Consider the following 15,424-nt stretch of genomic DNA (forward strand, 5'->3'; position numbering starts at 1 on the left):
CCCATCGAATGTCACTTGACGAGTCTTATATAAGGTAATTTTTATCTCTTTTTTTACCAGAGCATGACAGAGCAAATGAAAGTAGAGTCAATGAAGAATTTACAGAGTGCTTTGAAGAACGAGAAGACTTGAAAATAGAGGGAGGAAAACTCTACCCTTAGTGAAATTTTATTTGTAGTGCTGTCCGCTTCAGATAGCCGACAGAACTTGCACTCATATAAACACGAGTTTCGCACTGTACTTAAATGATGGTAAAAGGAGAGTAGGAAAAAAGATAAGAATGGTAATGAGATGTCAGACTATCCCTGTACGAAAGACCTTTATACCCGTGATCAATGAAGATGCTTGATTTTGAAGTCGATAAGGATCATGCTCATAGCCATGAAAATAGAGCTGACTGCTGACCAGAAAATTACCCTCGAAGCCCAACATCGTCAAAGCCATGACCGCCGTGTCTGTGACAGGATCCGGTGTGTTTTGTTGTCCGCAGACGGCTGGACTCCCCCTATGATTGCTCACTCACAGCTCATTAATGAAACCACGGTGCGGCGCCACCTTACAGACTATCATAAACTCAACAAGCTCAAGCCTGAAAATGGCGGCTCCGATGGCTATCTCAATGCGGAACAGACCACGTCGCTGGTTGAACATCTCACCCAGCCGCTCTACCACCACAATCACCAAATTGTGGCCTATATCGCTGGACGCTGGAACATCACCTTTACCGTATCAGGTCTGTATAAAGGGTTGAAGCAGCATGGCTTTAGCTATAAAAAGCCGAAAGGTGTTCCGCATAAATTTGCCGTTGAGAAACAGCAGCAATTTATAAAGACCTACAGCGAATTGAAAGACGCCGCGGGTAATGACCCCATACTGTTTATTGATGCCGTTCATCCGACACAAGCCACCAAAATAAGCTACGGCTGGATACGAAAAGGCCAGGATAAAACGATAGAGACCACCGGGAGCAGAACGCGGTTGAATATCATGGGAGCCTTGAACATCCAGAATGTGGCTAACCCCATAATCCGTGATGATGAGACGATTAACAGCGAAAATGTGGTTCACTTCCTGTCTGCCATTCGCGCGCATTATCCCATCACGACAACGGCACATGTGATCCTCGAGGGTGCAGGCTATCACCGTTCACAGCTTGTGCAAGACGCCGCGCTTACGTTGAATATCCAGCTTCATTACCTTCCGCCGTATAGCCCGAATCTAAACCCGATAGAGCGATTGTGGAAGGTGATGAATGAGCAAACACGAAAAAATAGATATTACCCATCTAAACAGAGTTTTAAGAACGATATCTTAAACTTCTTTGAAGTGAAGCTACCACAAATGGCAAGTTCTCTGGTATCTCGCTTAAACGATAATTTCCAGGCGCTAAATCCTGCATCTTGATTTCACTTGGGTATATGCCAGCCCTGATACGGTAAAGGTGATGTTCCAGCGTCCAGCGATATAGGCCACAATTTGGTGATTGTGGTGGTAGAGCTGCTGGGTGAGATGTTCAACCAGCGACGTGGTCTGTTCCGCATTGAGATAGCCATCGGAGCCGCCATTTTCAGGCTTGAGCTTGTTGAGTTTATGATAGTCTGTAAGGTGGCGCCGCACCGTGGTTTCATTAATGAGCTGTGAGTGAGCAATCATAGGGGGAGTCCAGCCGTCTGCGGACAACAAAACACACCGGATCCTGTCACAGACACGGCGGTCATGGCTTTGACGATGTTGGGCTTCGAGGGTAATTTTCTGGTCAGCAGTCAGCTCTATTTTCATGGCTATGAGCATGATCCTTATCGACTTCAAAATCAAGCATCTTCATTGATCACGGGTATATAACTTTTAGTAAGGCTGACCGGCTTCAGCCGGTGGGTTCCGTTCAAAAATCCCTGTCCTTTGTCTTTAATATTCTCTTACATTAGGGGTCTTGTTTTCGTTAGAATTAAATAATAAGTTAGCTAATAATTAATTTCGCGTTGTATTTAGAAATCATTTTCATCTGAATAAGGATAAAAACTAATGTTCTCTCACGTTCATGGTGCTTTAGCATTATATCCATCCCCCCCCCCCCTCCTCACTACTGGAGAAGCAGATAAACCAGAAGTATCAGAGAAATATCAGAAGTCATGCAATAAATTCATAAATGAAGCGGAAGATCCAGAACAACGACGCATACGTGAAATGGTAGTAGGTGATCTTATAGTTTGTAAGCAACGAGGGGGAGAGCTTCATGTCCGTCTTGAAGGCCTTGGACTGACAGGAGTACCACCTATCCCATTAGAAACAGTGTCTTTAGATCTCAGTAATAATCCTCTAAGCCTTAGTCCAAAAGCATTGGCTGATTTAGCAACGTTACATAATCTAACGAAGTTGGATATATCTAATACCGGCCTGACCGACCAGTTCTTATCCTCCCTCACTACTATGTTAATGCACAAGAATATACAAGAACTGAATATCTCCCATAACAAAGAATTAGGGCAGAAGGACGACGCTGTACAACACTTCAGCATGATTATAGGGCACTGTAGTCGCAACCCAACACTGTCTCTCACTCCCATGGTAACAGTACGTACCAAGGGGACCCCATTAAGCGAAAAATTGATCAAAAAATATGGGGATTCAGAAAAAATCCACGATCAATTCTTCCCGAATGGTGTTGATGTTATTACCGGCGAAATAGATCATTCTACCTTAACAGGGCGGATAAAACGCTACTTCCATCAACAACTCATCCGAGTTGAAAGGGGAAGAAATCCCTATGACCGGTGGGAACCCGTTATCAAGACTGCCACAAACCCTTTTTGGACAAATCTGGAATCTTGATGATAACGTTCTGTGCGGTCCTCAGTGGTTAAGAAGACTGGGTCAGCATCGAAGATTTTGCTCATGTTAATAAAAGCTGGCTACCGCCTTTGTTTCCTGTGATGACCATAATTTATCCATAAAAAAAGATCGCCTTGGCGACCTGGATTGTGTTCTCTGTTTGTTTGTTTTTACATCTGGTCTTCCGCGTAAATGCCCGCAGAAATCACCGCGCCACCGATACGCCGTTTGCCGTAGCCGATCGGCACCGGATTGCCTTGCGCAGTGGAATTGACGGGGCCGCCAAAGGCGTAGCTCGGCTTGTTATCAGGGTCCTCACGGCGTGATAACCCGCTTTGTTGTGGTGACAGCATCTGGATAACCCCGCCGACCATCATGGAAATGCCCACAGGGGCTAAGAATTGAGCGCCGGGGATAAATGACGCCGCCACTAACATCGCACCGATAATGGTTTGAAACAAGCCGCCCCGTTTGCTGCCGATAATCACCGGGGCAATGCGAATATCCTGGCTGCCGTGGGCGCTGGCTAATTCCTCTTTGCCAATATTACGCTGGCCGTTAAATACTGCAAAGGTCAGGCCTTGTGCTTGACTGCGTAACATAAATTGCTCAAACCCAGGCAGGATAACCGACAGCGCTTTGATCGCTTCTCTCGGCGTCTCTACCGCGAGTTGATGTACACGGCCAAACAGGTGCCCGAGTTTTCCGTACAGGCGGATTGTTCGTAACGGTTGGTGGAATCCTGCCATGGTATTGGCTCCCGAAAAATAAAAAAGGCTGCAGGGGCAGCCCTTGTTCAGAGTTAATGTGATATTAATCCTGAGGTTTTGAGTTTATTCTTTTTTAGGTTTTTGCCAGTTAGAAACAGTGCTTGATTTTAGATTTAATTTCTTGCGAACAAACTTTTGAGTTGATGTTGGATAAGGCTCTATGAGGTCGACAAATTTTTCTTGTATTTTTTTGTTAAATGAACACCTAGGTGTATTACAGAGACCAGTTTCGGTACTAACCGGATGAATAACGTTATCTTTATGGCTCGCCTGTAATTTTTGTATTTTTTTTATTTGAGCTCGCATAAATGGATCATTCAAAGGAGAGCTAGCCTTCCTATTAGAAACCCTAACTAGTGAGCTTGCTTTTTCATCGAAGGAATTTGGAGAATCAGAAGGTTTTATACGCTTTGCTGATTGATGAGTACGATCATCTACAGGTCTTTTTTTGGAAGCTCTAAGCTCATTTCTACCAGTTAAACTCTCGCTTTCAGCTCTCACTAGAGGATTGGCTGGCATATCCTCAACATTACGACTTTTTCTCAATCCCCCTAAATAGCCACCTTGCTTTGTAATACTAAGCGGGAATGAAATCGGGTATAAGGGTCTAGCGTACGGCAGGTACAATAGAAACACCCAAAATGTTAATCTCTCTTAATTGTATGGATTATCAACAATAATGCCCTGTTTGATCATATTATGTACAATAGAATTACGTAATAAAATATAACGAATGTTACAGAACCCTCAGCGAGAACACTTGAATATCAGGTAGGGAGACGCTGTTTACTCTGTCTTACTTGCCACGATAGGTAAAGCTGGTTTGTTAACTTTAAAAGCCGCATAAGTTTCACTGTCAAAGAGTGACAATGATTCAATTTGTTCCACAGGCAAAACACGCGGGTATTGATATAGCGGCACGATTTAATTTTAATTGGCATACAAATATGAGCCACTCTGTAGATTTAATCCTCAATGTATCCGTTAAGAAATCAAAATTAAATCTTACAGCTATATCAAGGTAATCGTATCTAAATCCCATTGACGACACCATATAGCAGGCGCCATGTAACGTGATCTCTTTTGTTAATAAATATTATTTAATATCAATATGTTATTGCTGATTTTTATAATCAACTTATACGGCCCCTGCTATATGATAGAACGTGTTCAAAAAAATGAACGTGACGAGCTGCCCCCGCGTTTTTCCTAGAAACGTTCGTCTGCAAAGTAGTATTGTTACCTACATGAATTAACCAACTAAACCATCGCTGAACAGTATTTATTACATCTCCCTCGATCAGATAATGTCTTATCTTCGCTGTCCCTTTTTTAGCGTGGTCTAGAGTCCCCAATTTCCTGCACACTTCTTTCTGAGTAGCCGTACCCCATTTTGCGCTACAAAAACATTCTGCTTTTATTGGTTTTCCCTCTGTATAGTTCATCACCGCAGCATAAGCAGCTTCTCCACCTCCTTTAGAATGGCCTGACGTCGATACATTGAAACCTTCATATCGAGGATCCGTATTCAAGATATTGATAAGCCTTCCTGTTAAGATTGCTGCTTGACAATAGCTTCTAGGCATTTTGTTGTCTATTGCGTTGGTTATGTTGTTTATCCATTGTTGTGAGGTGCTCACCGCATTGCCCCAAGAGCGTGTTAAAATTTCTCCAGCAGTTTCACCACTACTGGAACCACCAAAAACAACGCGTATTTCTTTATCATTTTTGTTATAAAACACATAAGCAACCAATCCTGAACTTTTATCCATTAACATGCCGTTAGCAGCGTTAAACGTTAGTTCCTTTGTAGCCAAACTGTTGGCAAGTTCTTTTTGCAGTGTCCAGTTTGGAGCATAATCTTTTAAGTCTCCCTCACTTCTCATATAGGAATAATTAGCCAAAGCGACATTTGCAATCAATTCGCCCAATTCGCCCTCCTGTAATTGAAAATTGCTTGTCGATACAACCGTTAGACCAGGCGGTGTTAAGTTTATATTTTGATTACCAATACTCTCAATATTCCTTAGGCTAGCAGGAAGACGAGGAAGAAGTTGATTAGTTGAGGTATTGCCGGGGGGCTGGGGTTGAAAAGAACAACTAGGTGATTGATGCATTTTAATCTCTTTTAATTCAATATGATATAAGATATGATAATATCCAATCTAGCATACTACATGCAATATAATTCACGCTAAATGATGTTGCAGTGTCCGATGCCTCACCACTTTCACCGTACGCTCTTGCCAATACCCGCCGTAAGGCACGCGCTGGCTGGGTTTACCATACAGATGATGCAGTAACATGCCGTCTGCCAGCAAAATTCCCGCATGATTGGCGACCGGTGCGGATACCTGCATCATCACTACATCACCTGGCTGGTATTCTCCGCTAAATTCACGAAATCCACATTGATACCAATTATCCAGATACCTGTTTTCCTGACCTGATTCCCACCAAGGGTGATCTACCCGATAATCATGCAATTCAATGCCATGCGTCTGGCGAAAATAAGACAGTATCAACCCCCAACAGTCGGTATGCCCAAGGACAAATTCACGCCCTACCAGTGGTAGCTCACCCCGTGGCTGAATGGTGCGCACATCGCCTTCGGGCCAACTGACGATATGCCAGGGCAGTTCGGTATGGTCACATTGTGCTCTGTCCAGCTCCGAGGGTTGACTCGTGGCATCGGGATGACTGTGCACGATCGCCATGACGGTGCCCCAATTTTCGGCCTCCATGTAACCCTGAGGATCGAGATAAAACTGTTCTGTTGGTTTAGCGGCTAAATTGCGGCAAGGAAAATAACGTTCTCGCCGTGATTGCTGTGCGATGACACCACAACACTCAAAAGGATAAGCGGCAGCAGCATGAGCCAGCATCGCCTGTAGCGTTTTTTTACGCATCCTCACCTCTTGATAAGCGCGGAGCCTGGAAACCCGCCAAAAGGTAACGGATTATGTCTGCCGAAACGGTTTTTACATTCCACTAACCGGCCAGTGCATCTGTCCTGGGTCAGATCATCGGTGGGATCACCCTGCTCATCAAAATACTGGCTACCCGCATAATCACAGCCGCTGCCGCTGCGGTAGTCACCACGCATCGCCCAGGTGCACAGCGAATGAATTTGCCGTGTAGGAATTAACAACCCTTGCAAATCCGCCGGACTGGAAAGGGTGAACTCAACCACCTCGCTGGTTTCTATGGATTTGCTGTCAATGGTGTAGACTTGGACTTTTTCTTGTGTCGGATCGCTTTCGGGATTGCCGTGCGCAAAATTACGCGCATCCAGATAATGTTTGAAGGTGTCGTGAATAATCACCTTGGCTTGTAGCATGTCGTCAAATTTCAAGCACAGGGCAGTGATACTACCGTTCAAATTGGCGACGGTTAATCTGGGCTGAGCCTGTTGTCCATCACTGGCGGTTTCCAGTCCTTCTATCTGTACCGGCCAGGGGGTATATTCTTTGTCTTGCCACCAGATGGATTTTGCGTTGAGCTTGGTTTCATCAGCTGCAGCGGTGGTCAGTTCTTCCGGTGTATGGGCTAAGGTATCCGCGTGGAAGCGTAAAATAGTTGCCTGGAACGCCGTGCCATCGACTTCGAACAGACGAATGCGATTGCCTGGCAACAGACGTTGCAGGTCAATGTGGGTTGTCATGGTGTTACTCGCTAGTGGGGTTATGTGCTACTAAGGCTGGAAGGTTTGCTCAAAGGTAAAGCTGATGGACAGGATATTGCCACCCAAGGGGTGACTCTGATGGAATCTGCTGCCACGCGGTAGAGACCCAGCACCCCATAGGGTGGCGTCCATAAGCAAGATTGTGTGCAGTGCTGGCGAATAAAGGTGAGTAACGGCAGCATGTTTTTTTCAGAGCCCTGAAAGGTTAGCGGCCAGGATTGGCTTTCAGCGTTAATGCCGTCGCCTGCGACCTGTTTGTAGCCGTCTCCGAACTGCGCTACTCTGATGCGATGTAAAACGTTACCCTCCGGCGTACCCTGAGTACGCCAGATGAAGGTGTCGATTGTCATGATGTGTACCAATAAGAAAGAGTCGGTTTGATGATTAACTGATCTTCTTCATGAAAATACCCCGGAGAAAAAGCGGTGTTCATTTTTAAAAAATCAGAAAAAGTCACTACGTATGTAGTGAATCACTTGCAATATAAATTTTTTAAAAAAGGGCAATAAATACCCTTGTATTTTCTTACTCTGTACATTGTATTTTGCCGAGTTTTTTACCATTTTTTCACAGTGCTAAGCTTGAGACTGTAAGGTATTTTGCTCTGCAAGCACCCTTCTATTTTCTTTTGTTTCTAGGTCTTTTTTAACCGCAGTGGAAATGTCCCCTACTATATTAACAGTGTTTTTTATTTCATTACCAACTGACTTAGCCCCGATCACCATATATTTAAAAGAACCGTATCGGACTAATCCTACTATCAAACCCCCAACTGTATCGCGTATACCAAGCACTGCAACATCAGTGATTCTCAGAGGATTGAAAAGATGTGCCCGGCAATAAATTGCATCTCTAAAAGAACTCAATTTATCCGACATTGTTAGAGAATTATTCCCCACGAATACCGGATTTTCATGACTCGGTTTGACAATTTTCTGACATGGCTTTGGCACAGTAGAACCATGTACCATGCTTAAATTAACAGCTTTCATGAGAATGCCCCATTCATTTATTAAAAATAATATTATTAGCTATAACATATAAAATAATTATTAATATAAACGACTTTATCAGACTATCTCATGCTGATATTTTTTTATCCTCTGATTAACATGATGAAGTGAGCAGAACTACGCATCTATTTTTCTTCGTTACTCTCGCCGTGATCACCCCCGCCCCTGCACAGCCAGCCATAAGACTTCATAGCCTTGGGAGTCGGATAGTAAAAGGTCTTCAACTCGCCCGTCACTTTCGATGGTTGAACTGCGAACCTGTGACCTAGAAAGTCAAACGGCTCTTTCATGGCATTAACTATCCACGTTTTCTTGGCATTAAGCGTCAACCCAAGTCGGTCTAAGACTTTCTTGGCCTGATCCAGATAAAACTCCGGGCGCTTGCTGCACAAAATCACAAAATCGTCGGCATATCGCACGATATGAGCATCATGCGGACGTTTACCGAACGCCTTTTTCTCCCACGTCGAATCAAGCCAGTGCAGGTAGAGATTAGCGAGCAAGGGAGAAATTACTCCGCAAACAATAGTGCAAACTTTCGCGTAAGCTGGGGCCTGCGTTTTCACCGGCGCTGCCTCAAGTCTGGTCATCCGGATGGGAGCATCACTGAGTTTTCCCTCGTTATTGAGACTGATAACGGCACACGGAGTGACCCTCAGCAATGAAACCGAAGCCATTTTCACAACACGTACGTATCACTTTCGAGCCCAGCCGGTTTTCTGACGACCAGCTGACGGATGTTTATGAACAGCTGACTCCCGTTAACCACCACGTGCTTACCCCTCACGACCAGGCCCAGGCCAAACCTCACCGGGCTCCTGCCCGCTCAACCGCTAGACGGAGCAAAATGTTATGAACAAGGCACTGGTCGCACTCTACGCCCGCGTTTCTTCCGGGCAACAGGTAAAAAATGGCACCATCGGCAGTCAGCTTGCAGCAATCAAGGACCGCATCCGTGAGGACGGCCACGTGTTGCCTGACGCCATGCTCTTTATCGATGATGGTGTCAGCGGTGCTACACTTATCCGCCCGCAACTAGAGCGCCTGAGGGACTACGCGGCGGCAGGCGATATTGAATGCCTGTACATCCTGTCGCCCGACAGGCTAGACCGTAAATACGCCTATCAGGCTCTGCTGATGGAAGAGTTCAGCGCCTGCGGCGTGGAGGTTATCTTTATCTGTCACACCCCCGGCGACACGCCGGAAGACATGATGCTTCTGCAGATGCAGGGGATGTTTGCTGAATATGAGCGGGCAAAGATTATGGAGCGCAACCGGCGTGGTAAGCTTCACGGTGCACGCTGTGGTAATGTCGGTGTCCTTTCCGGTGCACCTTACGGTTATCGGTATATCCGCAGGCAGCCGGACGGGACACCCGCACAGTATATTGTCAACCTTCATGAAGCCTCCGTGGTCAGGAAGATATTTAGTTGGGCGGGCATAGAGCGCCTGAGTCTAGGCGGTGTGGTCAGACGTCTGGCTGAGAAAGGCATAGAAAGCGCCACCGGCAAACCCGGCTGGGACCGCAGTACGGTATGGGGCATGTTAAAGAACCCCGCTTACAAAGGACTTGCTGTGTTCGGAAAAACGAAAAACTGCGCCCCCCGTCCCCGGGTGAGAGCAGCGCGCAACAGTGCAGATATCCTCAAGAACGGTTATTCAGTAATACGAAGTAAGCCGGATGACGGCATCGGGATCCCTGTGCCTGCCATCATCAACAGCGCTCTTTTCTTGACGGTCAACGAACAGCTGGAAGAAAACCGCCGACATGCACGACAGGGGCGCCGGGGAGCCGCTTATCTCTTACAGGGGCTGACTGTGTGCGGCCACTGTCGCTATGCGTATTATGGCAAAAAAGTCAGTAAATCTGCGGCAAAAGGGGGGGCGCAGTATTCTTATTACCACTGTACTGGGACGGATGCTTACCGCTTTGGGGGCATTCGGGTGTGTGACAATAAACAGGTCAGGACATCCATGCTGGATGAAACGGTCTGGGCACAGGTCATTGCGCTGCTGTCTGAGCCGGAACGGCTGAAAAAAGAATATGAGCAGCGTCTAACGCAGGCGTCAGAGCACAGTGGACAGACCGCAGATGCTGAGCGTCTGAAAAAGCAAGAAAATCAGCTAAACGTGGGGCGATCCCGATTGATTGATAGTTTTGCCGAAGGGCTGATTGGCAAAACAGACTTTGAACCACGGATCAGAGTGATGACGCTCAGGCTGGCGGAACTTGCGCGCCAGAGAGTGAAGGTGAAACAGGCCACAGAGAACCAGCATGAGTTGCTGCTACTGGTTAACCGGGTGGAGGATTTTGCTGCTGCGGTCACGGAACGCCTGAGTACGGACGATTTTCTGATGAAGCGAGAAATTCTGCGTGCGCTGGTGAAACGGATAGAAATTTATCGTGATGAAATTGTGGTGGTTTTTCGGGTGAATCCCGGGAATGATACCAGCCTAGAAGCAGGATCAGACAAAACATATGGCAGAAGTTTGCCAGATTGTTTGCGGAGTAATTTCTCCCTTGCTCGCTAATCTCTACCTGCACTGGCTTGATTCGACGTGGGAGAAAAAGGCGTTCGGTAAACGTCCGCATGATGCTCATATCGTGCGATATGCCGACGATTTTGTGATTTTGTGCAGCAAGCGCCCGGAGTTTTATCTGGATCAGGCCAAGAAAGTCTTAGACCGACTTGGGTTGACGCTTAATGCCAAGAAAACGCGGATAGTTAATGCCATGAAAGAGCCGTTTGACTTTCTAGGTCACAGGTTCGCAGTTCAACCATCGAAAGTGACGGGCGAGTTGAAGACCTTTTACTATCCGACTCCCAAGGCTATGAAGTCTGTTAAGCAGAAAATCCGTGATGTTGTCCGAAAAGGGCAGCACTGGGATTGGCCCACATTGTTGAAAGAAAAGGTAAACCCGATTCTTCGCGGATGGGGGAATTACTTCAAGACAGGTAATTCAAGGAAGCATTTCTTGAGCATAGCGAATTACACGATATGGACACTCTGCATCATGTTGCGGAAGAAGCACAAGAAACGGGGTAAGGGGTGGAGGGACCACCCGCCGTCCTGGTTCTACGATTACCACGGGCTGTTTAAGCTGTACAGCCTGTCCGTAACCGGAGATGAAGGGAGTCGGTATGCCCGACCTGTGCCGTCGTAACGCTGTGGAAAGAAGACAGTCGGAAAGCCGTGTGCGGGAAAACTGCAAGCACGGTTTGACGAGAGGTCGCTGGGGAGATGATGTCAAACCAGAGACCTACTCTACGAGGGGTTCTCCGTTTTGATGACAAGACAATTTATCGAGGTAAAAAATGGAACAACGAACAGAAGCTTGGTTTGCTGCAAGATGTGGCAAAGTCACAGCCAGCAAATTGGCAGAGGTGATGGCAAAAGTCAAAACAGGCGATGCCGCAACGCGAAAAAAATACAGGGCCGAGCTGATTTGCCAGCGTCTGACGGGGAAACGGGAAGACACCTTTGTCACACCTGAAATGAAGCACGGGACGGCACTGGAACCCGTCGCACGTGAGGCTTACATCTTGCGTGAATTTGCAGTAGAAGTCACGGAGGTCGGTCTCGTCGACCACCCCACTATTGAGGGGTTTGCCGCCAGTCCCGACGGACTGGTTAATGAGGATGGCCTGATCGAGATTAAATGCCCCAAAACCTGGACGCATCTGAAAACGATAAGAACAGGTGTACTCGAAAAAAAATACCTCCTGCAAATGCACGCGCAAATGCTGTGTACGGGGCGAAGATGGTGTGACTTTGTCAGTTATGATAATCGACTGCCTGACACATTAGCCTACTTCAAAAAGCGCATTCACTTTGATGAGGCACTGGGCAAGGAAATTGAAACAGAAGTGCGAAAATTTCTGCAGGAACTTGAAGATGAAATCGAACAGATTAAAACGTATGGAAAAGTGGCATGAAGATAACGCCACTGAAAAAAAGTGATCGTTTAGCGGATGAAATACGCGTAGAGTTGCCTGTCGATAATATCGACGCCACATTGTAGAGAATAATCACAGGGAGATTGCGCCGTGCCTCAGGTACCGAACCCACATGATGCAACATTTAGGAAGTGCATGAGCAATGTTAACGTTGCCCGTGATTTCCTACAGTTCCACTTACCGCCTGAAATCAAGGAGCAATGCGATTTTTCTACGTTGAAGATCGAACCGGGTTCATTCATTGAGCCGAATTTGAGACAACATTATTCTGACATTGTTTATTCACTCAAAACGAAGGAGGGTAAGCGTTGCTACATTCATTGTCTCATCGAACATCAAAGCACGCCAAAAAAATTAATGGCTTTCCGCTTGTTCCGCTACAGTATTCCCATCATGCAACAGCATCTTGACCAAGGCCATGACGAGTTGCCGGTGGTAATACCGATCCTCTTTTATCATGGAGAAACAAGCCCTTATCCCTACAGTATGGATTGGCTGGATTGTTTTGCTGACAGAGACTTAGCACAAAGAGTCTATTCTCAGCCTTTTCCTTTGGTGGATGTGACCACGATACCCGATGAAGAAATCTTGACTCACCGCAGTGTTGCTCTTCTTGAATTAGTACAAAAGCACATTTATGCGCGTGATATCATAGTGATAAGTCAGTCTATTGCACATTTACTGAATACGGGTTATACAGAGAGTGAACTGGTTAAGACATTAATGTATTATATTGCTCAGAGAGGAAAAACAGCGGATACACCGCAATTTTTCAAAACGATTGTGGAGCACGCACCGACTTACAGTGAGGACATCATGACGATTGCACAAGACTTGAGAAGAGAGGGCCGTGAGGAAGGCATGCAACAGGGCATGCAACAGGGCATGCAACAGGGCATGCAACAGGGCATGCAACAGGGACGTCAGGAAAGAAACACAGAAATTGCCAAAGCGCTTCTTAAGAATGGTGTGGATAGGGCTTTGGTTAAAACATCTACTGGACTTTCTGACCAAGATATTGAAGATATTGAAGTATTGCTACATTAAGGTGTCTTAACACCTGCTATACCCGGACGGGCTGAATGATGATTCAGCCTCGGGGAATATTTCGTTAAAGGTGTTAAATACCTTTAACTAGCGAATGCCGCATACGCAAGTAGTGCGGTTTTTTTACGCCCATAGCGTGTAATGGTCAGATAGTGAACAACTATACGCCTTCAATAAAACTATAACAGGGGCCGTATAAGTTGATTGTAAAAATTTACACTAATATATTGATATTAAATAATATTTACTGGTCAAGTAAATCATTTTACATGGCCCCTGCTATAAATTCACCTTTAGCCTGCCGTCTTTGTGACTGTTTCAAAGATGGGATGGTATTCGTTAATTTTGTTAATAGAAGCAAAGCCCAACCTCACGCTGACACAACATCAAAGCTTAATTAATCTTCTGCTCCGGTAACGTACCGGAGGTCATTAATCGCAATTCACTTGCAAGGAATTCTGCATGTCAAATGTCATCACTATCTATCAACAGGTAAAAATATCTAGCCGTGAAATTGCTCGACTAACAGGCAAACAGCATAAAGACGTACTTTATGACTGTAGAAAAATGTTTGAAGTGCTCACTATTCAATCGGCGGACTTTTCCGCCGATTATAAAGACGCCAGTGGTCGCACTTATCAGGAATATTTGCTTGACCAAGATTTAACCATGACATTGGTCATGGGTTACAGTATTCCACTTCGCCATAAAGTCGCCACGCGCTGGCGGGAGCTGGAAGAGAAAGCAACACGGCCTGTCTGCATATTACCTAATTTCGAAGACCCCCCTGTTGCGGCTATGGCATGGGCAGAACAGTTTCGTGAAAAAACCAGGCTAGCCTTAGTGAACAAAGAACAGGAAGCGGAATTAAAGGAGTTGAAGAACCTGTTTAAGGAAGGAATAACGACGACTCAGTTCTGCAAAATGCTCAACGGTATTAATACACAACAGATTAATCACTGCTTGGCAGAAAGAAATTGGCTTTATAACGAAAGTAAATCCCATATCCGCTGGCGTGTAACTTCTTATGCACGTGACCGATATTTGACGGAATATCAACATAAAATCAGCATTCATAGCGGTGATGACTTTATCAAATACCAACCCGTTTTACTGCGCAAAGGGGCAATCCGATTATTTGACCTCTACCGCAAAAATAAGTTGCCAATGAAAACCCATTGGGACGGGCAATTCACACACACCAAAGAACTCAATATTGCGTCATAAATCATAAACCCACGGAGTCACTCACCATGAAAACATAAATAGCTACAACAAGTTGCAAATAGCGACGGTGACGCAATCACCGTTTATATCACTTAACCCTAGCGCTAACAGAGATGGCAGCAACCACCCCTGTCAGCTAACCACCACAACCTACCACAGAGGCTAGAATGGCTAACATCGATATTACCCAATTTCCTGAATTACGGGAAGTGTTTCCTGAGTTAACGGCTGTTCAATTTGAGACTGCGATGCTTTTCGCGTTAGGCGTATCACAAAAAGACATCGCTTTATTACGCTCGGTATCCTATCCCGCCGTGAAACAGACGTTGGCAAGTGCAAAACTCAAATTTGAACTGTATTCTCTGCATGGTCTGTTTACCGTATTTCATGTCCGCCTTGCGCTTTTTGCTTTGAAGGGATGTAGAAAGCGATAGCGTTTAGCATGATAAAAATAGAAAAGATAGTCTCTCTTGTGGAGACTATCCCATTTTATTTTTCTAATTAGACTTTCGCACTGACTAAGTAATTTACCCTCTCCTAAATGGGCGTCATTCACAATGAAGGGACTGAATGGAGTTAGGACAGATGATGAAAAAAATAGCAAAGGTATCACGCTCATTACCTCTGACAGCTATGATGGAAAACAGTCAAGATGTTTGGGGAATAAAAGACTGTGACTCACGCTTTATTTATACGAATCGTGCTTTTCTTGATTTTTTAAATGTGCCACAAGGATTTTATGTAATAGGACGACGTGATGATGAACTTCCTACGTGTATTGCAGAATTTGCTTTAATAATTCAAAAACTGGAAAGAGAGGTTATAAAAAGCGGACAGAAAATTACCCTCATTAAAACGCATTTCTTTGGTCGTGAGCAGAAACTGTAACCTTAT

17 protein-coding genes and 1 pseudogene are annotated in these 15,424 nt (G+C 45.4%); 9 read left to right on the forward strand and 9 right to left on the reverse strand.

Features of this window, described 5'->3' with window-relative positions:
• The first annotated feature begins 381 nt into the window (after positions 1–381).
• A complete protein-coding gene (locus CCS41_RS03375) occupies positions 382–1,404 on the forward strand; it encodes an IS630 family transposase (protein WP_119797215.1) in 1,023 nt (340 codons plus the stop codon).
• Here CCS41_RS03375 and CCS41_RS03380 read toward each other — a convergent pair.
• Positions 1,387–1,791: a helix-turn-helix domain-containing protein gene (locus tag CCS41_RS03380; protein ID WP_162859980.1), complete on the reverse strand. Its 405-nt coding sequence runs from the start codon at positions 1,789–1,791 to the stop codon at positions 1,387–1,389. The two genes, CCS41_RS03375 and CCS41_RS03380, sit on opposite strands and share 18 nt — an antisense overlap.
• Before the next feature lie 231 nt (positions 1,792–2,022).
• Here CCS41_RS03380 and CCS41_RS03385 point away from each other — a divergent pair, with 231 nt between their 5' ends.
• On the forward strand, positions 2,023–2,829 hold the full coding sequence (locus CCS41_RS03385) for a hypothetical protein (RefSeq protein WP_119797217.1): 807 nt from the start codon (positions 2,023–2,025) through the stop codon (positions 2,827–2,829).
• 170 nt (positions 2,830–2,999) lie between these two features.
• Here CCS41_RS03385 and CCS41_RS03390 read toward each other — a convergent pair whose 3' ends face one another.
• The 8 genes and pseudogenes from CCS41_RS03390 to CCS41_RS03425 all read right to left on the reverse strand — a co-directional run bounded on the left by CCS41_RS03390 (position 3,000) and on the right by CCS41_RS03425 (position 8,974).
• Positions 3,000–3,578, reverse strand: a complete 579-nt coding sequence (locus CCS41_RS03390) for a tail assembly protein (RefSeq protein WP_072551114.1) — start codon at positions 3,576–3,578, stop codon at positions 3,000–3,002.
• Between the two features lie 84 nt (positions 3,579–3,662).
• The gene (locus CCS41_RS03395) at positions 3,663–4,118 is read right to left on the reverse strand and encodes a hypothetical protein (RefSeq protein ID WP_119797218.1); all 456 of its coding nucleotides are present in this window, start codon (positions 4,116–4,118) and stop codon (positions 3,663–3,665) included.
• A 614-nt stretch (positions 4,119–4,732) separates the two neighbouring features.
• A complete protein-coding gene (locus CCS41_RS03400; protein WP_072551116.1) occupies positions 4,733–5,716 on the reverse strand; it encodes a Tle-like phospholipase domain-containing protein in 984 nt (327 codons plus the stop codon).
• Between the two features lie 72 nt (positions 5,717–5,788).
• Entirely contained in the window at positions 5,789–6,508 is a 720-nt protein-coding gene (locus CCS41_RS03405) for a C40 family peptidase (RefSeq protein ID WP_072551117.1), read from the reverse strand.
• A 2-nt stretch (positions 6,509–6,510) separates the two neighbouring features.
• The gene (locus tag CCS41_RS03410; protein WP_072551118.1) at positions 6,511–7,263 is read right to left on the reverse strand and encodes a phage minor tail protein L; all 753 of its coding nucleotides are present in this window, start codon (positions 7,261–7,263) and stop codon (positions 6,511–6,513) included.
• Between the two features lie 30 nt (positions 7,264–7,293).
• Positions 7,294–7,634: pseudogene (locus CCS41_RS03415) on the reverse strand (phage tail protein).
• 225 nt (positions 7,635–7,859) lie between these two features.
• On the reverse strand, positions 7,860–8,276 hold the full coding sequence (locus CCS41_RS03420; protein ID WP_072551120.1) for a hypothetical protein: 417 nt from the start codon (positions 8,274–8,276) through the stop codon (positions 7,860–7,862).
• 146 nt (positions 8,277–8,422) lie between these two features.
• Positions 8,423–8,974, reverse strand: a complete 552-nt coding sequence (locus tag CCS41_RS03425; RefSeq protein WP_119797716.1) for a reverse transcriptase domain-containing protein — start codon at positions 8,972–8,974, stop codon at positions 8,423–8,425.
• Between the two features lie 175 nt (positions 8,975–9,149).
• Here CCS41_RS03425 and CCS41_RS03430 point away from each other — a divergent pair, with 175 nt between their 5' ends.
• From CCS41_RS03430 to CCS41_RS16420, 7 genes are all read left to right on the forward strand, one after another.
• Complete coding sequence (locus tag CCS41_RS03430) at positions 9,150–10,829, forward strand: recombinase family protein (protein ID WP_119797219.1); 1,680 nt, start codon at positions 9,150–9,152, stop codon at positions 10,827–10,829.
• The gene (locus tag CCS41_RS03435; RefSeq protein ID WP_119797220.1) at positions 10,777–11,463 is read left to right on the forward strand and encodes a group II intron maturase-specific domain-containing protein; all 687 of its coding nucleotides are present in this window, start codon (positions 10,777–10,779) and stop codon (positions 11,461–11,463) included. Before CCS41_RS03430 ends, CCS41_RS03435 begins: the two co-directional genes overlap by 53 nt.
• 151 nt (positions 11,464–11,614) lie before the next feature.
• Positions 11,615–12,235, forward strand: a complete 621-nt coding sequence (locus CCS41_RS03440; RefSeq protein WP_119797221.1) for a lambda exonuclease family protein — start codon at positions 11,615–11,617, stop codon at positions 12,233–12,235.
• Between the two features lie 111 nt (positions 12,236–12,346).
• A complete protein-coding gene (locus CCS41_RS03445; protein ID WP_119797222.1) occupies positions 12,347–13,303 on the forward strand; it encodes an Rpn family recombination-promoting nuclease/putative transposase in 957 nt (318 codons plus the stop codon).
• A gap of 462 nt (positions 13,304–13,765) precedes the next feature.
• A complete protein-coding gene (locus CCS41_RS03450; RefSeq protein ID WP_119797223.1) occupies positions 13,766–14,530 on the forward strand; it encodes a Rha family transcriptional regulator in 765 nt (254 codons plus the stop codon).
• 167 nt (positions 14,531–14,697) lie between these two features.
• Entirely contained in the window at positions 14,698–14,964 is a 267-nt protein-coding gene (locus CCS41_RS03455; protein WP_119797224.1) for a transcriptional regulator, read from the forward strand.
• A 136-nt stretch (positions 14,965–15,100) separates the two neighbouring features.
• On the forward strand, positions 15,101–15,418 hold the full coding sequence (locus CCS41_RS16420) for a PAS domain-containing protein (protein ID WP_240313816.1): 318 nt from the start codon (positions 15,101–15,103) through the stop codon (positions 15,416–15,418).
• Positions 15,419–15,424 lie beyond the last annotated feature (6 nt).

Origin of the sequence: Candidatus Fukatsuia symbiotica, from assembly GCF_003122425.1 — a bacterium.
Taxonomy (GTDB): domain Bacteria; phylum Pseudomonadota; class Gammaproteobacteria; order Enterobacterales; family Enterobacteriaceae; genus Fukatsuia; species Fukatsuia symbiotica.